General features: G+C 66.8%; 16 protein-coding genes and 1 pseudogene. 11 read left to right on the top strand and 6 right to left on the bottom strand.

Annotated elements, in window-relative coordinates:
* Window positions 1-3 precede the first annotated feature (3 nt).
* The 3 genes from ACIP90_RS06750 (at window position 4) to ACIP90_RS06740 (ending at window position 4007) form a co-directional block, all read left to right on the top strand.
* Complete coding sequence (locus tag ACIP90_RS06750) at window positions 4-1176, top strand: homoserine O-acetyltransferase (RefSeq protein WP_400577944.1); 1173 nt, start codon at window positions 4-6, stop codon at window positions 1174-1176.
* Window positions 1177-1403: 227 nt separating this feature from the next.
* Window positions 1404-2786: an MFS transporter gene (locus ACIP90_RS06745; protein ID WP_400577942.1), complete on the top strand. Its 1383-nt coding sequence runs from the start codon at window positions 1404-1406 to the stop codon at window positions 2784-2786.
* A gap of 102 nt (window positions 2787-2888) precedes the next feature.
* Window positions 2889-4007 (top strand): alcohol dehydrogenase catalytic domain-containing protein, encoded by a 1119-nt coding sequence (locus ACIP90_RS06740; RefSeq protein WP_400577940.1) that lies wholly within the window; start codon window positions 2889-2891, stop codon window positions 4005-4007.
* 55 nt (window positions 4008-4062) lie between these two features.
* On the opposite strand, the gene ACIP90_RS06735 is transcribed toward ACIP90_RS06740, so the two are convergent.
* Window positions 4063-4962 carry a LysR family transcriptional regulator gene (locus ACIP90_RS06735; protein WP_400577938.1) on the bottom strand — a complete coding sequence of 300 codons (900 nt, stop codon included), beginning with the start codon at window positions 4960-4962 and terminating at the stop codon, window positions 4063-4065.
* Between the two features lie 139 nt (window positions 4963-5101).
* Here ACIP90_RS06735 and mmsB point away from each other — a divergent pair, with 139 nt between their 5' ends.
* The 3 genes and pseudogenes from mmsB (at window position 5102) to ACIP90_RS06720 (ending at window position 9071) form a co-directional block, all read left to right on the top strand.
* On the top strand, window positions 5102-6004 hold the full coding sequence (mmsB, locus tag ACIP90_RS06730; protein WP_400577936.1) for a 3-hydroxyisobutyrate dehydrogenase: 903 nt from the start codon (window positions 5102-5104) through the stop codon (window positions 6002-6004).
* Between the two features lie 88 nt (window positions 6005-6092).
* On the top strand, window positions 6093-7577 hold the full coding sequence (locus tag ACIP90_RS06725; protein ID WP_400577934.1) for a CoA-acylating methylmalonate-semialdehyde dehydrogenase: 1485 nt from the start codon (window positions 6093-6095) through the stop codon (window positions 7575-7577).
* 143 nt (window positions 7578-7720) lie between these two features.
* Window positions 7721-9071, top strand: a pseudogene (locus ACIP90_RS06720) (HNH endonuclease).
* Window positions 9072-9080: 9 nt separating this feature from the next.
* Here ACIP90_RS06720 and ACIP90_RS06715 read toward each other — a convergent pair.
* Window positions 9081-9659 (bottom strand): hypothetical protein, encoded by a 579-nt coding sequence (locus ACIP90_RS06715; RefSeq protein WP_400577933.1) that lies wholly within the window; start codon window positions 9657-9659, stop codon window positions 9081-9083.
* Window positions 9660-9721: 62 nt separating this feature from the next.
* Window positions 9722-10891 carry a winged helix DNA-binding domain-containing protein gene (locus tag ACIP90_RS06710; RefSeq protein WP_400577931.1) on the bottom strand — a complete coding sequence of 390 codons (1170 nt, stop codon included), beginning with the start codon at window positions 10889-10891 and terminating at the stop codon, window positions 9722-9724.
* Window positions 10892-10966: 75 nt separating this feature from the next.
* Here ACIP90_RS06710 and ACIP90_RS06705 point away from each other — a divergent pair, with 75 nt between their 5' ends.
* Complete coding sequence (locus ACIP90_RS06705; RefSeq protein ID WP_400577929.1) at window positions 10967-11617, top strand: alpha/beta hydrolase; 651 nt, start codon at window positions 10967-10969, stop codon at window positions 11615-11617.
* A gap of 35 nt (window positions 11618-11652) precedes the next feature.
* Here the strand turns inward: ACIP90_RS06705 and ACIP90_RS06700 are convergent, their stop codons facing one another.
* On the bottom strand, window positions 11653-11886 hold the full coding sequence (locus ACIP90_RS06700) for an RNA-binding S4 domain-containing protein (RefSeq protein ID WP_205654439.1): 234 nt from the start codon (window positions 11884-11886) through the stop codon (window positions 11653-11655).
* A gap of 33 nt (window positions 11887-11919) precedes the next feature.
* On the opposite strand from ACIP90_RS06700, the gene ACIP90_RS06695 reads away from it, so the two are divergent.
* The 3 genes from ACIP90_RS06695 to ACIP90_RS06685 all read left to right on the top strand — a co-directional run bounded on the left by ACIP90_RS06695 (window position 11920) and on the right by ACIP90_RS06685 (window position 15420).
* Complete coding sequence (locus ACIP90_RS06695) at window positions 11920-12921, top strand: DMT family transporter (protein WP_400577927.1); 1002 nt, start codon at window positions 11920-11922, stop codon at window positions 12919-12921.
* Window positions 12922-13054: 133 nt separating this feature from the next.
* A complete protein-coding gene (locus ACIP90_RS06690) occupies window positions 13055-14440 on the top strand; it encodes a glycine--tRNA ligase (protein ID WP_400577925.1) in 1386 nt (461 codons plus the stop codon).
* Window positions 14441-14442: 2 nt separating this feature from the next.
* Window positions 14443-15420, top strand: a complete 978-nt coding sequence (locus tag ACIP90_RS06685; RefSeq protein ID WP_400577923.1) for a GNAT family N-acetyltransferase — start codon at window positions 14443-14445, stop codon at window positions 15418-15420.
* A gap of 44 nt (window positions 15421-15464) precedes the next feature.
* On the opposite strand, the gene ACIP90_RS06680 is transcribed toward ACIP90_RS06685, so the two are convergent.
* Complete coding sequence (locus ACIP90_RS06680; RefSeq protein WP_400577921.1) at window positions 15465-15644, bottom strand: hypothetical protein; 180 nt, start codon at window positions 15642-15644, stop codon at window positions 15465-15467.
* Window positions 15641-16342: an alpha/beta hydrolase gene (locus ACIP90_RS06675; protein ID WP_400578309.1), complete on the bottom strand. Its 702-nt coding sequence runs from the start codon at window positions 16340-16342 to the stop codon at window positions 15641-15643. The genes ACIP90_RS06680 and ACIP90_RS06675 overlap by 4 nt, the downstream gene beginning before the upstream one ends.
* A 136-nt stretch (window positions 16343-16478) precedes the next feature.
* Here ACIP90_RS06675 and ACIP90_RS06670 point away from each other — a divergent pair, with 136 nt between their 5' ends.
* The gene (locus tag ACIP90_RS06670) at window positions 16479-17972 is read left to right on the top strand and encodes a YibE/F family protein (protein ID WP_400578308.1); all 1494 of its coding nucleotides are present in this window, start codon (window positions 16479-16481) and stop codon (window positions 17970-17972) included.
* The last annotated feature ends 11 nt before the right edge of the window (window positions 17973-17983 follow it).

Genomic DNA, 17983 nt, shown 5'->3' with positions numbered 1-17983 from the left:
CCGATGACGATTTCCGTTACCCGCACCGATGTGCCGGACGGGCAAGTTCCCACTGGCGCTGTGCCGAACAACCGCACTCTGGATGGCCGAGTTCCCGACGGCACAGTCCAGTATGCCAACATCGGCGGCATCGAGCTCGAGGCCGGCGGATTCCTCCCAGACGTCACGCTGGCCTACGAAACATGGGGGACGCTCAACGCGGACGGCTCCAACGCCATCCTGGTGGAGCACGCACTCACCGGGAGCACGCATGTGACGCGGGGCAGCGCGGACGAGGAAGGTTGGTGGGAGCAGCTGGCCGGACCGGGCGCGCCGGCGGATACGGACAGGTTCTTTGTCGTCTCCATCAACATCCTGGGCGGTTGTTACGGATCCACGGGCCCGGCGTCGGCCGCCCCCGACGGCAAGCCGTGGGGCTCGCGCTTCCCGCTGGTGACCCTCCGGGACTCCACCGTTGCCGAGGCGCGCCTGGCTGACCAGCTCGGCATCGGCAGCTGGTTTGCCGTTGTGGGCGGTTCCCTGGGCGGCGCCCGCGCACTGGAGTGGGCCGTCACCTTCCCCGACCGGGTGCGCCGCTGCGGCGTGATCTCCGCGGGCGCGAGCAGCACCGCCGAACAGATCGCCTTTGCACAGGCGCAGACCCTCGCCATCCGCCAGGATCCCAACTTCAACGGCGGCGACTACTACGGTGGCCCGATCCCCGAAGCCGGGCTGGCCCTCGCCCGCCGGATCGCCCACATTACCTACCGCTCGGCGCACGAGCTGGACTTCCGGTTCGGCCGGAACGCCCAGGACAGCGAAGCTCCGCTGCAGGCGGATGCCCTGGGGGACCGCGGCCGGTACCAGGTGGAAAGCTACCTGGACCACCAGGGGAGCAAGCTCGTCCAGCGCTTCGACGCCAACAGCTACATCGCCATTACCGAAGCCCTCATGAGCCATGACATCTGCCGCGGGCGCGGAACCCTGAAGGAAGCGCTGGCGCGGACCACGGCGGACTTCTTTGTCGCCGCCGTCGACTCGGACCGGCTGTACTTCCCGTCCCAGTCACGCGAACTCGCGGATGCCCTCCCGGGTGACGTGGATGTTCATGTCATCGAAGCGCCGATCGGCCACGACGGCTTCCTCACCGAGATCGGGCAGCTCAGCGCCCAGCTCCGCGGGCATTTCTCAGCCTGATTCCCAGCCTGAACTCCCACTCCCGGGACCGGCTCCGACGCCGCAGGGAATGGCTTTAGGGCCAAGCGCCTGTGCATTTATGCAGATGCGCCCTGCACTATTTGTCGTTGAGCTTGCAGCAGGGGCAGACCATACTCGTTGGAAACGGCGGCCAGTGGCACACATCACAGGTCCGCCAGAGCCTGGTCCCATGTGGTGTCGACGAAGACGCCGAAGGAGTTCACAAAATGAGTACGGAAAACCCGGCCGCAAGCCGCGTAGAGGAAACCGATGTCAGGGCCTCGGGCCTGAAGAAGGTCGTTACGGCCTCCATGGCCGGCACTGTGGTGGAGTGGTATGAGTTCTTCCTCTATGCCTCCGCGGCCACGCTGGTGTTCGGCAAGATGTTCTTCCCCAATTCAGGGACAGAGCTGGACGGCATCATCGCGGCGTTCGTCACCTACGCCGTGGGCTTCGTGGCCCGGCCGATCGGCGGCATCGTGTTTGGCCACTTTGGCGACAAGTTCGGCCGCAAGCAGCTGCTGCAGCTGAGCATCATCCTGGTCGGTGTCTCCACGTTCCTCATGGGCTGCCTGCCCACCTTCGCCCAGATAGGTTACTGGGCCCCGGCGATGCTGGTGTTCCTCCGCTTCGTCCAGGGCTTCGCCGTCGGCGGCGAATGGGGAGGCGCCGTGCTGCTCGTTGCCGAGCACAGCCCCAACAAGTCCCGCGGATTCTGGTCCAGCTGGCCGCAGTCGGCCGTTCCGATGGGGAACCTGCTGGCCACCGGCGTGCTGTTCACCCTTTCCTCCACGCTCTCCCAGGAAGCATTCCTCGGCTGGGGCTGGCGTGTGGCCTTCTGGCTGTCTGCCGTGATCGTCATCATCGGCTACTACATCCGCACCAAGGTCCAGGACGCGCCGATCTTCCTCGAGGCCCGCAAGGAAGTCACCGTCGAGAAGAAGGGCTACGGCGTCGCCGAGGTCTTCCGCCGTTATCCGCGCGGCGTGTTCACGGCCATGGGCCTGCGCTTTGCCGAGAACATCCTGTACTACCTCGTGGTGACGTTCTCCATCACCTACCTGAAGGTCGTCGTGCAGACCGACACGTCCCGCATCCTGCTGCTCCTGCTGGTGGCGCACTTCATCCACTTCTGCACGGTTCCGCTGGTCGGCAAGCTGTCCGACGCCTTCGGCCGGCGTCCCGTCTACATGGCCGGCGCCATCCTCGGCGGAACCTGGGGCTTCTTCGCCTTCCCCATGATGGATACCGCCAATGACCTCATCATCCTCGCCGCGATCACCATCGGCCTGATGTTCCACGCCCTCATGTACGCCGGCCAGCCCTCCATCATGGCCGAGATGTTCCCCACCCGCATGCGCTACTCCGGTGTTTCCCTGGGCTACCAGGTGACGTCCATCGTGGCCGGTTCCATGGCCCCGATCATCGCCACCTCCCTGCTGGGGAGCTTCAAGTCCTCCACCCCGGTGGCGCTGTACCTTCTCGGGGCCTGCATCGTGACCCTGATCTCGGTGTACTTCCTCAAGGAAACCCGCGGCATTTCACTGCACGACGTCGACGCCGCCGACGCCCAGGGCACCGCCGACCTTCTGGCGGCCGGCAAAAAGTAGCCACCAGGAAGCAATCACAACAGCCAGCCCAGCTGCCCGGACCCGCGATCACGCAGGCCCGGGCAGCTGCGTGCCGGCAATCCACCGAAGGCAGGAATTTCCATGCGAGCAGCTGTCCTCTATGCCACCGTTCCCTCCGGAACCCGCTACGCCGAAGCCCGTCCGCTCCTCGTGCAGGAGCTGGACCGGCCCGCACCCCGCGCGGGGGAACTCGGCGTCGCCATCACCTATTCGAGCCTGTGCCACTCTGACCTGTCCGTGGTTGACGGTTCCCGGGTCCGGCCGCTTCCCATGGCACTCGGGCATGAGGCAGTAGGGCGGGTCGAAGCCGTGGGCGACGGCGTCACGGACGTTTCCGTGGGGGACCACGTTGTGCTGGTCTTCGTCCCCAGCTGCGGCGCCTGCCGGGCCTGCAAGGCCGGGCGTCCCGCCCTGTGTCACCGTGCCGCCGAAGTCAACGCCTCAGGCGACCTCCTGCATGGTGAGGCCGTGCTCCGGGCTCCGTCCGGCGAACGGATCAACCACCACCTGGGCGTCTCCGCCTTTGCAGACTATGCCGTCGTGGCCCGTGAATCGGTGGTGGTCATTGACGACGACGTCCCGGACACGGTTGCCGCGATGTTCGGTTGCGCCGTGCTCACCGGAATGGGGGCGGTCCTTAACACGGCAGCGGTCGACGACGGCCAGTCGGTGGCCGTTTTCGGCCTCGGGGCCGTCGGGCTCTCCGCAGTGATGGGGGCGGCGCTCGCCGGCGTATCGGCCGTGATTGCGATTGACCCCAACACCAGCAAGCACCAGCTCGCCCTGGACTGCGGGGCCACCGCCGTCGGCACACCCGAGGAGGCTGCGCGGCTGATCGCGGAGGCCACCGGTGACGGAGTGGATACTGCCATCGAAGCAGTGGGTTCCGCCCGCGTGATTGCCTCCTGCCTGGAGCACGTGACGCGCGGCGGAGCCGTGGTCTCCGTGGGGCTGCCGCACCCCTCCGCAGAACTGACGGTGCCCGCCCTGCAGTTCGCCGGTGCAGGCAAGCGTCTGCTGGGCTCCTACATGGGCGACGCCGTGCCCGAGCGGGACATCCCCCTCTACCTGGGGTACTGGCGCGAAGGCCGCCTGCCCGTTGAGCTGCTGCATACGGATACCAAGCCGCTGGAAGAGATCAACGAGGGCCTGGACGCGCTCACCGCAGGAGAAGTGGTCAGGCGGCTGTTCCGGGCCTGACAGCTGTCACACGCCTGTCACCTTTTTGCAGGCTGGCCGCGTTAGGCAGTTGGCGTCAGGCGGTGAGCACGTCCTGGCGTTCCTGCACCTCGTCCTTGAGGGCCGCGAGGACGGCCTGCACCCTGCCGGACCTCAGAGACTCTGGCCGCGCCACCGCCCAGACGGCGAGCTGGCGCTGGAAGTCGTCCGGGAGCACCGGCACGAAGTCGTGCCTGCCTGCCACCATGAAATTCGGCAGCAGGCCGATGCCCGCACCCCGGCGCACCGCCTCCACCTGGGCAAAGATGCTCGTTGCCTGGAAGCTGGACTTCGGCATGGGCAGCTGTGAGGCCCGGTGGCCAAGCTCGGCCACCTGGAGAGCCGATTCAACGTAAGACACAAAGCCGTGCTGCCCAACGGCGTCGAGCGTTTCAGGCAGGCCGCGCTCTGCGGCGTAGGCGCGGCTGGCATAGAGCCGCAGGAAGTAGTTGGACAGGAAGATCGGCTGGGCGTTGCTGACATCGGTCCGGCCCACCACCACTTCAAGATCCACCCCGGACCTGTTCTGGCTGACCTTCCGGGTGGCGCTGAGCATCTCCACATTCAGCTGCGGATTCCGGCGCTGGAGGCGGACCAGCGCGGGGGCCACGAACTCGGCGCCGAACCCGTCCGACGTGCTGATCCGCACCAGGCCGGAGAGCGCGTTGTTGTCCTCGCCGATGAGGCCCGAGAGTGAACCCAGGGTTTCTTCAATGGCTTCGGCCGCTGCTACCGCTGACGCTCCGAGCTCGGTCAGTTCCCAGCCATGCGGGCTTCGTTCCAGCGTCCGCCCGCCCAACTGTTTGTCGAGCGCCATGATCCTGCGGGAAATCGTGGTGTGTGTTGTGCCCAGCGTCTCCGCGACGGCGTTGAACCGCCCCAGGCGGGCGACGGTCAGCAAAATCAGCAAATCGTCCGGACTTGGAAGCCGACGCACGTGGCGTCCTTTCACCCAATGTGCATCAGTGCACATACCATCTGTAATTTTTCCCCTTGATTGCACTCTAGCAGGGTGTGATGGTTGACAGAGATCTTCCGGCCCGGAGGCCGGACCCAAAAGCAAAGGAGCTTACGCGATGGCAGTAGTCGGTTGGATCGGTCTGGGGAACATGGGCGGTTCCATGTCAGCAAATCTGGCAAAGGCCGGGCACGAGGTGCGCGGATTCGACCTCAACCCGGCTGCTGTCGCCGCCGCAGAGGCCGGCGGAGTGAAACCCGTGCAGAGCATCGCCGAGGCGGTGGGCGGCGCCGACGTCGTCTTCACCATGCTCCCCAAGGGCGAGCACGCCAAGGCCGTCTACCTTGGCGCGGACGGGGTCCTGGCCCGTGCCGATACCCGCACGCTCCTGGTGGATTCCTCCACCATCGATATCGCGTCCGCCCAGGAACTGCACGACGCCGCCGCTGCCGCGGGCTTCCGCTTCGTGGATGCCCCCGTCTCGGGCGGAATGAGCGGGGCGAAGGCCGGAACCCTCACGTTCATGGTGGGCGGCGAAGAGGGCGCGGTGGCTGACGCCACCGGCTACATCGGGCCGATGGCCTCCAACATCATTCCCACCGGCGGGGCCACCACCGGCCAGGCAGCCAAGATCTGCAACAACCTGATGCTCTTCATCAACCTGGCGTCCACGGCTGAAGGTGCTGTGCTGGCGGACCGGCTTGGTCTCGACAAGCAGGTGTTCTGGGACATTGCATCGGTCTCCTCGGGGGACAGCTGGGCCCTGCGCACTTGGTATCCGGTGCCCGGCGTGGTCTCCACCGCCGCCTCCAACAACGATTTCGCGCCGACGTTCACCACCGAGCTTGCCAACAAGGACATCGGCCTGGCCATCAGCGCGGCGGAGGACACCGGAACGCCATTGGAAATCGGCAAGCATGTCCAGCAGCTGTTCCAGCAGCTCATTGACGCGGGGGAGTCGGGCAAGGACTGCTCCATGATCATCAAGCTCGTGGACGGTTCCCTGCAGCCCGCCAAGTAGCCCGAGCCCGCCAAAGTAGCGGGCGCCCCGTATTTACCAGGCACGTCCTATTCCCGTGCCCAAGAATCTGCGTAAGAAAGAGACACCCATGGAAACCATTCCCCATTTCATCAACGGCAGCCGTGTCAGTGACGCCGACCGATTTGGCCCCGTCTTCAACCCCGCCACCGGACAGCAGGAGAAGGAAGTGGCGCTTGCCTCGGCCGCCAGGGTCGAGGAGGCCATCGCAGCGGCCAAGGCCGCGCTGCCCGCGTGGCGGGCAACAAGTCTCGCGAAGCGCAGCAATATCTTCTTCCGGGTCCGCGAAATCCTGATGCAGCGCAAATCCGAGCTCGCGGCGATTCTGACAAGTGAGCACGGCAAGGTGGTCTCCGACGCCGAAGGTGAGATCTCCCGCGGCCTCGAGAACATCGAGTTCGCCACCGGACTGTCCCACATGCTCAAAGGTGAGCGGTCAGAGCAGGTCTGCAGCGGCGTCGACGTTCACTCGGTCCGGCAGCCCGTCGGGGTGGTCGCCTGCATCACGCCCTTCAACTTTCCGGCCATGGTGCCGCTCTGGATGATCGGCAGTGCGCTGGCCTGCGGGAACACCGTGCTGCTGAAGCCCAGCGAGAAGGATCCGTCCTCGGCCGTCTTTATCGCAGAGGTCTTTGCCGAGGCCGGGCTGCCGGCCGGCGTGCTGAACGTGGTGCAGGGCGACAAGGAGGCCGTCGATGTGCTGCTTGAACATCCGGACGTGAAGGCCGTCAGCTTCGTGGGTTCAACGCCCATTGCCCAGTCGATCTACAAGCGCGCCGCGGATCATGGCAAGCGCGTCCAGGCACTGGGCGGTGCCAAGAACCACATGGTGGTGCTGCCTGACGCCGATTTGGACATGGCGGCCGATGCGGCCATCTCCGCGGCCTACGGTTCGGCGGGGGAGCGCTGCATGGCGGTAAGCGTGCTCGTGGCTGTCGGCAACATCGCCGATGACCTGGTGAAGGCAATCACGAGCCGGATGGCCGACCTCAAGATCGGTCCCGGCACCGACCCGTCGTCGCAGATGGGGCCGCTGATTACGGCGGAGCACCGGGAGCGCGTGGCCTCCTACGTGGCCGGCGCGGAAGATGAAGGCGCAACTGTCGTCGTCGACGGGCGCTCGCAGCAGTTCGATTCGAACGGCTTCTTCATCGGCGTCAGCCTGGTGGATCACGTCAAGCCCGGCATGAAGGTGTACGACGACGAGATCTTCGGCCCGGTCCTTTCGGTGGTGCGCGTGGACACGTACAGCGACGCCGTCCGCCTGGTTAACGAGAACGAGTTCGGCAACGGGGTGGCCATCTTCACCCGCGACGGCGGCGCCGCCCGGCAGTTCGAGTTCGACGTCGAGGCCGGCATGGTGGGCGTCAATGTGCCGATTCCCGTCCCGGTGGGCACCTTCTCCTTCGGAGGATGGAAGAACTCCCTGTTCGGCGACACGCACATGTACGGCCCGGACAGCATCCGCTTCTACACGCGGGGCAAGGTGGTCACCACCCGCTGGCCCGATCCGTCCACGTCCGTCATCGATCTCGGGTTTCCGCAGGTGGACTAGCCGGCAGGCGGAACACAACCGGGCCTGGATCAGGACAGCCCGCAGCAGGACAGCCCGCGTCCCTCCGCTGACAGCGGCGGGACGCGGGCTGTCGCTGCTTCACGGCCGCTAATAATGTCGGTGCCCGCTGAAAGACTGTCCGCATGGAAGGCAACGGCGGGCCGGATCAGGCTCCGACAACGGCAGCAGCGGGTGGTGGGGTCACGGTCAGGGATCTGGCCGCGTTCCTCGCCACTGTCCGGCCGTGCGCTGACAGCGCCGCCCTGATTGACCAGTTGCGGGAGCTGGAGGACCTGAAGTCGGCTGCGGCCGCGTTGCAGGCCCGCGTTGCGGTGGCGTTTGACGTGCTGCAGCGCCGGGAGCAGGCCGGGGCCGGGCTGCCGGCGGATGAGCTGGGTCAGGGTGTCGGGGCGCAGATCGCGCTCGCCCGGCGGGAGTCTCCGGCCCGCGGCGGCCGGCTGCTGGGCCTTGCGAAAGCGTTGGTGACGGAAATGCCACGTACTCGGAGCCCTGGAGGCCGGGGAGTTGAATGAGTGGCGGGCTACGTTGCTGGTGCGCGAGACGGCGTGGCTGTCCGCGGCGGACCGGTGCGCTGTGGATGAAGAGCTCGCCCCGGACACCGGGGCACTTGCAGGCGTGGGCGACCGCGCCCTGATTGCGGCGGTGCGGGCTGCAGCATACCGGCTGGAGCCACACTCGGTGGTGAAGCGGGCCAGTCACGCCGTAACCGAGCGGCGAGTCAGCCTGCGGCCAGCGCCGGACACGATGACCTACTTGACCGCTCTGCTGCCCGTAAAGGCAGGAGTGGCAGTGTATGCGGCGCTGAGCCGATATGCCGACACAGCACGTTCTGATGGAGATGCGCGTTCCCGGGGCCAGATCATGGCCGATGCCCTGGTCGAGCGGGCCACCGGCACGCCCGGCGGAGTCACCGGCGTCGAGATTCAGATGATCATGACCGACCGGGCCCTCTTCCAAGGTGACAGTGAACCGGCCCGCCTTCCCGGCTATGGCGTGGTCCCGGCAGCCTGGGCAAGGGAGACCCTGCAGTATGCCGGCGACACCGCCGCCGATGACCCTGCCTTTGGTCTGTCGCTGCGGCGGCTGTACACCGCCCCGATCCGGCACCACGACCACATCATCCCGTGGCATGACGGCAGGACCACCAGCTTGGGCAACGGAGCCGGACTCTGCGAGGCCTGCAACCACACCAAAGAATCCCACGGATGGTCGGTGAAACCTCGTTCCGGGGCCCCTGGCCATGGAGAAGCGGGCACAGGGAGAACGAGGCACACTCTCGAGGTACGGACCCCCACCGGGCGCAGCTACTATTCCACCGCGCCGCCGCTGCCTGGGACACTGCTGGTACCGGAAATCCAGAGTGAGGGCGTAGGCCCCGAAGAAGTACGGCAAAGACGCGAGCAACGACGTGAACACCGGCGCCTCGCTAAAGCACGCAAACGGTTCCGGGCGGAAACGGCGCGGGCGGCCTGAAGCCTGCGCCTAGCCGTTCATGATGTCGTTGCGCCGGGACATGTACTCCTCCATGGAGATTTCCCCGTTGCTGTATTGCTGGTCGAGCTCGGCCAGTTTGCGTGCGCGGTAACCCTGCGGGGCGGCCGGCGGCGGGGGAGTGGCCGGGCCGGTTTCCGGCTGCGGCCGGGCCTGCTGCGGCTGCGGCGGGTTGGCGCGGTATTCAGGGCTGTCCTCATAGGGAACGCCCCCGGGCTGCCCGGAAGGTGTTCCAGGAGGCGGGACCTGGCCGGGCTGGGGAACTTGGCCGGCCTGGGGGAACTGGGGGTACGGCGTGTTCGGGTACGGCTGGTCCAGAGGCGGAAGCTGCTCCCGGTCACGGGCCGGCGGAAGGCCAAAGCCCCCGCTCATGTAGTCCTGCTGCGTGTAGCCGTCCCGGGGCGTGTTCTTTGGCCTGCCCTGGCCAGGGAACTGGCCCGGAAACCCGCCCGGATTCTGCCCGTAGAGGTTCCCGTCCTGCTCCCGCCGTTGGACCGACCTCCGGTACATGCGCAACCCGATGGGAATCAGGAACGACAGAATGATGATCCAGAAGAACAGGTTGTTCATAGCAGTGCGGGCCTCTCATGGGTGTCAATCCAGCTTAGTCCCCGAAGCCCCGGGTGTGCCGGTCAGCGCGTTGTCGGCATTCCCAGGAACGCTTCATACTCCGCCACGGCGCGGTCCAACGCTCCGGCCAGGGCTCCGTCCGGCAGGGCTCCCGCGGTGAGGCCTTCCGCCGGGCCAAGGGGGCCACTGATCCGGATGTCGAGGTGGCACTGCTGGCCGGGCGTCCCGGGCCGCACAAAGCCGTGCCGCCAGGCCCCGGCCATGCGGCCGTCCAGCAGTACAACATGGATGGGAGCGCCATTCACAGGGAAGGCAGGCGCGGTCCCGCCGAGGTATCCGCGGGAGACCGAGTACCCCATGATGTATTCGTCATAACACTGGACCAGATCGATGCGCGGGGCGGAACCGCGATGTCCCGCGCTGGCATGGCCCGGGGTTTCGGTTCCAGGGGCGAGGTAGAAAACGACGCCGTCAATCACCGCTTGCTCGAGCGCCGCGGGATCGTTCTCCAGGGCAAGGGCCACACCCAGGCGGATGTCGGCCATGGTCATCCCGGACCAGTCTGCGCAGTCCTTGACGGTGGCAGGCCCGCGGCTCCGGAAATACCGCACCGCCAACGCGGCGAGGGCCTGTTCCCTCGGCAGTTCGCCGGCCGCGTCCGGGCCAACCCGTTCAGCGAAGGACGCGTACGTCTGCCGGACCGAGCCAGAGGCACTCCGCACCGGCGCTCCGCTTACGAGCACGCCACTGATTTCTGCGTGCATTATCAGGTAGGCCAGGACAGGTCCCTTGGCCGCGAAACCAGCGCGCTCGAGTTCGGCCGCCACCTGTTCGCGCGTCAGTTGCCGGCCGCCCGCCACGGCGGCTGCCAATGCTGCTCCGCTGCGGGCCGCTGCTGCCGGGTCAATACCGGTCCGGCGGTACATTCCGGCATTGGCCTGGTGCAGGCGCGGGGCGGAGAGCTCCCGAAGCCACGGCAGATCATCGCGGTGTACAAAATGCCAGGTGGGCCGCAGGATGTGGGTCCGGAGGATCCGTCCGTCAGCGACTGCCTGCTCGACGTCGTTCGCGGTTGCACCGGCCGTTCGCTGGGCAAGCGACCAGCGGGCATAGGGAAACTCCTGGGCCTGGACGGCCAGCAGGTTCTTCAGCGCATCCTCCACCGAGGCTGCCACGGGGTCGCGCAGCTGCTGGCTTGCCAGCCGGGTGGGTACAACGGCCTCCGCGTCCACGTTCACATCCTGCCCTTCCCGGCCCAGCCGCGCCAGCGTAGGCAGTTGCCAGCGGGTAACTGTAAGAATGGAGCCATGACTTTAGCCGACTCATTTCCCGCTCCCGTTGTCCTGTGGTCCAAGCCTGAGGAAGATCGGGCCGGCAAGCCCCTGCTCGTCCTGCTGCACGGCTACGGCGCCAACGAGCAGGATCTGCTCAGCCTGGCGGACATGCTCCCGGACGACTTTGCAGTAGCCTCCGTCCGTGCGCCCCTCGCCATGGGATCCGGCTTTTCCTGGTTCCCGCTGACCGGCGCCGTCGATTACTCCCTGGAGGCGGTGAAGTCCGCGGCAGGATACGTCCTCGACTGGCTCGACACGGTGAAAGCGAACCATCCGTCCATCACGCTCCTCGGGTTTTCCATGGGCATGGCCATGGCCACCACGCTGCTGCGGAAGCGTCCCGCTGACTTTGCCGCCGTCGTCGGACTTTCCGGTTTTGTCGTCGATGCCGGGTCTGACGGCGAGTTCCGCGACGCCGAACTCGACGGCACGGTGCCGTTCTTCTGGGGCCGTGACCAGCAGGATCCGGTAATCACCGAGGACAAGATCGAATACACGATGGGCTGGGTCCGCAGCCACGTGAAGCTGACGAAGGTCCTGTACACCGGAATGTGGCACGGGATCAATGCGCAGGAGATCGGCCATGTGTCAGAGTTCCTGACGCACGAAGTGCTGAACAAGTAGCCGCTCGCGGTAACTGTTTCCGACGTCCCCGGCGGTCAGGCGCCCGGCGCGCTGATCCGGACGGTGCGGTTGTTGAGCGTGACCGTGTCCCCGTGATGGAGCTGCCGCCCGCGCCTGTCGTCGATTTCTCCGTTGACCTTGACCAGGCCGTTCTTGATCAGTTCGGTGGCCTCAACGCCGTCCTCCACCAGATTCGCGAGCTTCAGGAGCTGACCGAGGCGGATCATGTCGTCGCGGATGGGGATGTCTTCGATTTCCTGGTTGCTCATACAAGCAATGATGCCTGACGTTAGGTAAACGCAATGACCCACGCACCGCGGCTGCCCCTTGCCGCAGGTCTTCCGATGGCCGTGGCCGCGGGCCTCGCTATCCCCGCCCAGGGACGGATTAACGGCGCGCTCGGCGCCCGCCTCGGAGACGGAATTGCCGCCGCCGTGGTCAGTTTCAGCACCGGCCTGGTACTGATGATTCTCGTCTCGCTGGTCCTGCCGCGCGGCAGGGCCGGTCTGGCCCGGATCCTTCCTGCCGTACGCGCACGGCAGTTCCCGCCCTACTACGTCCTAGCCGGCGGCATCGGCGCCTTCTTCGTGTTTGCCCAGTCGTTCACCATCGGCCTGCTGGGGGTTGCGCTGTTCACGGTGTCCACTGTCACGGGACAGACGCTCAGCGGGCTGCTGGTGGACCGGCTGGGCATAGGCCCGGGCGGCAAGAAAGCGGTGACCGGCATCCGCGTCATCGGCTGCATCCTCACCATTGCAGCCGTCGCGTGGGCGGTGTCGCCTCGTTTCGGCGGAGGTTCCGCAGCGTCCGACGGCGGAGCGGCCGCCGCAGGAGGCGACCCCGCCCAGCTCATCCTGCCGGTCATGCTGCCTGTCCTGGCCGGCTTCCTGATGAGTTTCCAGCAGGCGATGAACGGTACAGCCACCATGCACTACGGCACCCCGATCGCCGCAACCCTGGTGAATTTCGTGGCCGGCACGTGCGTGCTGTGGGTAGCCTGGCTCGTCAAGGTGGCTGTGGCCGGTACGGGCAACCCGCTGCCGGGCGAGTGGTGGTACTACCTCGGCGGACCCATGGGCTGCGTGTTCATCGGTCTCGGAGCCCTGCTGGTCCGCAGCCTGGGTGTGCTGGTGACCGGGCTGGGGATGATTGCGGGACAGCTCCTGGGCTCGCTCGGGCTTGACCTCCTGGTGCCGGCGCCGGGCAGCGTCGTGGAGATACCCACGGTCCTCGGCACTGTTCTGACCCTTGCGGCCATCGTGATCGCCACCCTTCCGTGGCCGCGGGGAGCCTTCCGGAGGTAGCGCCCGGTAGGCTAGGACACGCAGCTTCCTGCACTGTTTTCCCCTTCGCATACCCCCGCCCGGCAACCAGCCGGGGTTTCGGGGCCAGAAACCGCGGACCGCACCCAGCGGCCCTGTAGAAATTGGAGTTCCCATGGCACCAAAATCCGTCCTCGACCAGGTCATTTCTCTCTCCAAGCGGAGAGGCTTCGTTTTCCAGGCCGGCGAGATCTACGGCGGTTCGCGTTCCGCCTGGGATTACGGACCCCTGGGTGCGGAGCTGAAGGAGAACATCAAGCGCCAGTGGTGGCAGTCCATGGTGCGCGGACGTGAGGATGTTGTGGGCCTGGACTCCTCGGTGATCCTGCCCCGCCAGGTCTGGGAAGCCTCCGGCCACGTCGAGGTCTTCTCCGACCCCCTGGTGGAGTGCCTCTCCTGCCACAAGCGTTACCGTGCGGACCACCTCGAGGAGGAATACGAGGAAAAGAAGGGGCGCCCGGCGGAAAACGGCCTCAAGGACATCGCCTGCGCCAACTGCGGCACCCGCGGTGAATGGACCGAACCGCAGGAATTTTCCGGCCTCCTCAAGACCTTCCTCGGCCCCGTTGCCAGCGAGGAAGGCCTGCACTACCTGCGCCCGGAAACCGCCCAGGGCATTTTCGTGAACTTCAACAACGTCCTCACCACGTCCCGGAGGAAGCCGCCGTTTGGCATCGGCCAGATCGGCAAGTCCTTCCGCAACGAGATCACACCCGGAAACTTCATCTTCCGTACCCGCGAATTCGAGCAGATGGAGATGGAGTTCTTCGTCGAGCCCGGCACGGACGAGGAATGGCACCAGTACTGGATGAAGGAACGTATGGCCTGGTACACCGGCCTGGGCATCCGCGAGGAGAACCTCCGCTTCTTTGAGCACCCCCTGGACAAGCTCAGCCACTACTCCAAGGGCACCACGGACATCGAGTACCGTTTCGGGTTCCAAGGCTCCGAGTGGGGCGAGCTTGAGGGCATCGCCAACCGCACGGACTTCGACCTCTCCACCCATGCCAAGGCATCCGGCACCGACCTGAGCTACTTCAACCAGGCCACCAACGAGCGCTACATTCCCTACGTCATCGAGCCCGCCGCCGGCCTGACACGTTCATTCATGGCCTTCCTGGTGGACGCCTACACCGAGGACGAGGCTCCCAACGCCAAGGGCGGCGTGGACGTGCGCACCGTGCTGAAGCTTGACCCGCGCCTCGCACCGGTCAAGGCCGCGGTCCTGCCGCTCAGCCGCAACGAGGACCTCTCCCCGAAGGCCAAGGACCTCGGCGTGCAGCTCCGCAAGAACTGGAACATCGATTTCGACGACGCCGGCGCGATCGGCCGCCGTTACCGCCGCCAGGACGAGATCGGCACCCCGTTCTGCATCACCGTGGACTTCGACACGCTTGATGACCAGGCTGTCACGATCCGTGAGCGCGACACCATGAGCCAGGAGCGCGTCTCCCTGGACAAGGTGGAGGGCTACCTGGCCGCACGGCTGATCGGCGCCTGACCGTGGCGATCGAGTATCGCGAATGGCGCGAGGGCGATGACCTCACGCTCCTGCAAATCTGGGGAGATCCGGAAACCGTCCAGGCCGGACAGTTCCGCGGGACTCTGGCGCCATCCAGCAACACACCCTGGCGGCGCTGCATCGTGGCCGAGGACGTCGTTGACGGCGTCGGGATCCCGGTGGCAGCCGGCGTGGTCCACGAGGCGACGCTGCATCCGGAACGCCTGTGGGTGTATGTGGAGGTGGCCCGGGACCACCGCCGCTCCGGCATAGGCTCCACGCTGCTCATGATGCTGCGCCGTGAAGCCGAGGGGTCGCCGTCGGGCGTCACCCGGCTGCGCTGCAAGGTGGAGCCGGGCACCCCCGGCGCGGCGTTCGCCGAGGCGGCAGGCCTCACACCGATCCAGCGCTCGCAGCTCGTGGTGGTGGAACCCGGTGCCCTTAAGCTTCCGGTGTTCGGCGACGGCTCCGAGGAAGCGGCCTCGGAACGCATCGAGGATCTGGCTACCGGCTCCGTGGAGCTGTCCGATGTGGTGGGCCGCTACTACACGTCCGTCCACGACTGGGACAGCCCCGGCGAACTGGGCATTCCCACAGTCCAGCGGCTGTTCCTGGACGAGCTCAGCGGAGCCCACGGGGCGATCGTGCTGCGCGCGCCAAAGGCCAGTGCTTTCGGCCAGGGCGTGCCGGCGTCGAAGAAGGGCAAGCTGCAGGCATTCGCCATCAGCTATGCCCAGCCCGACGCGGAGCAGGGACAGAACAGCCAGCCGTCGGATGTGTTCCTTGGCCATGAGCCGGAACTCGCCGCCGACGAGGCACAGGCCGCCGTCCGTGACCTCCTGGCCCTGATCGCGTACCAGTACCCGGTCCTCATGGAACTGGACGACTCCATGACAGCGCTGCGCGCCGTCGTCGAGCCCCTTCTGGAAGAAGGTAAGGCACGCCGCCAGGGTGCCGAGACGTTCGTCGTCTCGGACTAGCTCGCGGACAGTCCCCGTCAGCTGGAGTCAGCTCCCGTAGCCAGCTAACTCCCGTACCGGCTGACCGTCGTAGCCAGCAAACTCCCGTAACGGGGACCGGACAGGTCCGGTCCCCGGTGCGCACCCCAGATCGACACGTGTCCGTTGCCCCTGATGGCGACGAGGACGGCGAGCGCCGTCCACGGCAGGCCGGCCAGGAAGCGCTCGAGGGGGAAGGGCGTCACAGCACGGCCGGCATCGTCCCGGCGGCCGGCGGAACCAGCCGGTCAAAGGCAACCGCAGGCCGGACGGTGCGGCCATCGGGGATTCCGACCCGTTCGCCGAAGGCCTTCAGCAGGAACCCGGTGGCCAGGGTGTGCCACAGGCGCACCCGCCGGAACATGAAGTGGCCGGTACCCCTGAGCGACACGTACTGCAGCACCTCGGCGGCAGGCGCCGCCCGCCGCGCAAACCGCAGGGACGCCGTCGGGCTTGTCCAGCGGTCCTGGTCGCCGTGCACGATCAGGACCTTCCGCCCCGCGAGAGGGGTGGCCGGTGTTGCATTATCGAGCCACGGGGCAAGTGCCACCACGGCGTCCACCTGCGGATCGTCGGCCGTGCAGATGGCGGTGAGGCCACCCATAGAATGCCCCAGCAGGTATACCGGCACGCCGGGATGCTGCTCGCGGATCTTGGCCAGGGCCCACCGGGCGTCCTTCAGCGGGGACATTTCCTCGCCGTTCCAGCCGCGGACCCGGTTCCGCAGGATCCAGACTTCCAGGCCGTACTTTTGGCCTGCCCGGTGCAGGTGCCGCGCGAAGGGCACCATCCGGGCGGGGCTGAGATGGCGGGCCTGGACGGGTTCGAACGAGTGTGACCGTCCGCCGTGGAGGACCAAGGCCACGCCGCGCGTCACGCCTGCCGCGGTCAGGACGGTCAGCATGGCTTCCTGCGCGGCTCCTGGCGTCTCAGGTTTGGCGGTCCTGCGGTAGCTCACTCCGGTTCCTCCGACTTCCTGTCGTCCATTTATCAACATTAAGGTGACCGCCGTAGAGTTCAAGCATGAGGTTTTGCTGCTGATGGGCGCCGGTCACTCCCACGGTCATACGGGTCATTCGGAGCCCACGCCCCAAGCGATGGCTGCCCGGCGGAAGGCCAACCGGATCCTGGCTGCCGTGCTGATTCCGCTGACCCTTCTGACGTTGGCCGCCATGGCGGCGCTCTGGCCCTCGGGCAGCAGAGAAGGCCTCACACTGGCGAACCCTTACAATGCCGCGCCCGGTGTGACATTCGACACGGGGAAGATCCAGCGGGTGGTCACCGAGAGCTGCACGGCGGCGGCCAGCCAGGCGCCGCAGCAGGTGGCCCCCGGAGCCCGGCCGGGCGGGGAGTCCGACGGCGGATCCCAGTGCACGTTCGCCTTCACCGAGCCGGACAAGGGCGGCAACCCGGTCAAAGTGGTAATCAACCCGGACATCGCCAAGTCGCACGGCGTGAAGGTGGGCGACAACATCCGCTACCTCAACCTAACCAACGCGCAGGGTGCTGCGGCGGCGGGCCCGAACGCCCCGGCCGCCAACGGTGCCCCGACATACATCTTCGTGGACTTCGTCCGGACCATGCCCATCATTCTGTTGGCGGTCCTGTACGCCTTCGTCGTGGTGGCAGTGGCGCGCTGGCGGGGGCTGCGCGCCCTGATCGGCCTTGTCGGCGCCTATTTCGTCCTGGTGAGCTTCATGCTGCCGGGCCTCGTGGAGGGGAAGCCGCCGCTGCTGCTGGCTTTGGTGGGTTCCACGGTGATCATGATCGGGGTGCTGTACTTCGCCCACGGCTTCTCGGCCCGGACTTCGACTGCGCTGCTCGGCACGATCTTCGGCCTGGGCATCACCGCAGTGCTGGCAGCCTGGGCCACTGACGCCGCCAACCTCGCCGGAGTGGGAAGCCACGACGCCGCCACGCTCACAAACATTTCCGGCAACATCTCCATCTCGGGCATCATCCTGTGCGGCCTCATCATCTCGGGGCTGGGCGTGCTCAACGACGTCACCATCACGCAGTCCTCGGCAGTGTGGGAACTGTACGAACTGGCGCCCGCCACGAGCGCCCGCAAGCTGTTCACGTCCGCCATGAGGATCGGCCGGGACCACATCGCCTCGACCGTGTACACGATTGCCTTCGCGTACGCCGGCGCCGCGCTGCCGATCCTCATCATCGTGATGCTCTACGACCGTCCGCTGGGGGAAGCGCTCACCAGCGCAGAACTGTCCGAGGAAGTCATCCGCACCCTGGTCGGCTCCATCGGCCTGGTGCTGGCGATCCCCGTCACTACGCTCATCGCGGTCCTCGTGGTGAAGGCCACCGGGATCCGCGCCGGCCGCCAGACCGCCATAACGCCCGACGACGTCGAGGACACCGGTGCGCTTGCGGCGGCAGCCGCCGTCGCCGGGGAACGGACGACGGCGGCGGAACGGACGACGGCGGCGGAACGGCCCGCAGGCCGGTCACCGGCCGGTCCTGCCGCCGGCCCGCAAGCCGGCACCCGGCGCGGCCGCCGCGCCGCCGAGCGCGAGTGAGCGCCGTCGGG

This window comes from Arthrobacter sp. NPDC093139 (assembly GCF_044754165.1).
Lineage (GTDB): Bacteria > Actinomycetota > Actinomycetes > Actinomycetales > Micrococcaceae > Arthrobacter.
Note: the sequence above shows the minus strand (reverse complement) of the source record. Positions and strands in the feature narration are given on the sequence as shown.

What these genes read in the sequence shown, in the direction of transcription:
- ACIP90_RS06750 (WP_400577944.1), top strand. Translation starts at nt 4, where the DNA reads ATGACGATTTCCGTTACCCGCACCGATGTGCCGGACGGGCAAGTTCCC.
- ACIP90_RS06745 (WP_400577942.1), top strand. Translation starts at nt 1,404, where the DNA reads ATGAGTACGGAAAACCCGGCCGCAAGCCGCGTAGAGGAAACCGATGTC.
- ACIP90_RS06740 (WP_400577940.1), top strand. Translation starts at nt 2,889, where the DNA reads ATGCGAGCAGCTGTCCTCTATGCCACCGTTCCCTCCGGAACCCGCTAC.
- mmsB (WP_400577936.1), top strand. Translation starts at nt 5,102, where the DNA reads ATGGCAGTAGTCGGTTGGATCGGTCTGGGGAACATGGGCGGTTCCATG.
- ACIP90_RS06725 (WP_400577934.1), top strand. Translation starts at nt 6,093, where the DNA reads ATGGAAACCATTCCCCATTTCATCAACGGCAGCCGTGTCAGTGACGCC.
- ACIP90_RS06715 (WP_400577933.1), bottom strand. Translation starts at nt 9,659, where the DNA reads ATGAACAACCTGTTCTTCTGGATCATCATTCTGTCGTTCCTGATTCCC.
- ACIP90_RS06705 (WP_400577929.1), top strand. Translation starts at nt 10,967, where the DNA reads ATGACTTTAGCCGACTCATTTCCCGCTCCCGTTGTCCTGTGGTCCAAG.
- ACIP90_RS06700 (WP_205654439.1), bottom strand. Translation starts at nt 11,886, where the DNA reads ATGAGCAACCAGGAAATCGAAGACATCCCCATCCGCGACGACATGATC.
- ACIP90_RS06695 (WP_400577927.1), top strand. Translation starts at nt 11,920, where the DNA reads ATGACCCACGCACCGCGGCTGCCCCTTGCCGCAGGTCTTCCGATGGCC.
- ACIP90_RS06690 (WP_400577925.1), top strand. Translation starts at nt 13,055, where the DNA reads ATGGCACCAAAATCCGTCCTCGACCAGGTCATTTCTCTCTCCAAGCGG.
- ACIP90_RS06675 (WP_400578309.1), bottom strand. Translation starts at nt 16,342, where the DNA reads ATGCTGACCGTCCTGACCGCGGCAGGCGTGACGCGCGGCGTGGCCTTG.
- ACIP90_RS06670 (WP_400578308.1), top strand. Translation starts at nt 16,479, where the DNA reads ATGGGCGCCGGTCACTCCCACGGTCATACGGGTCATTCGGAGCCCACG.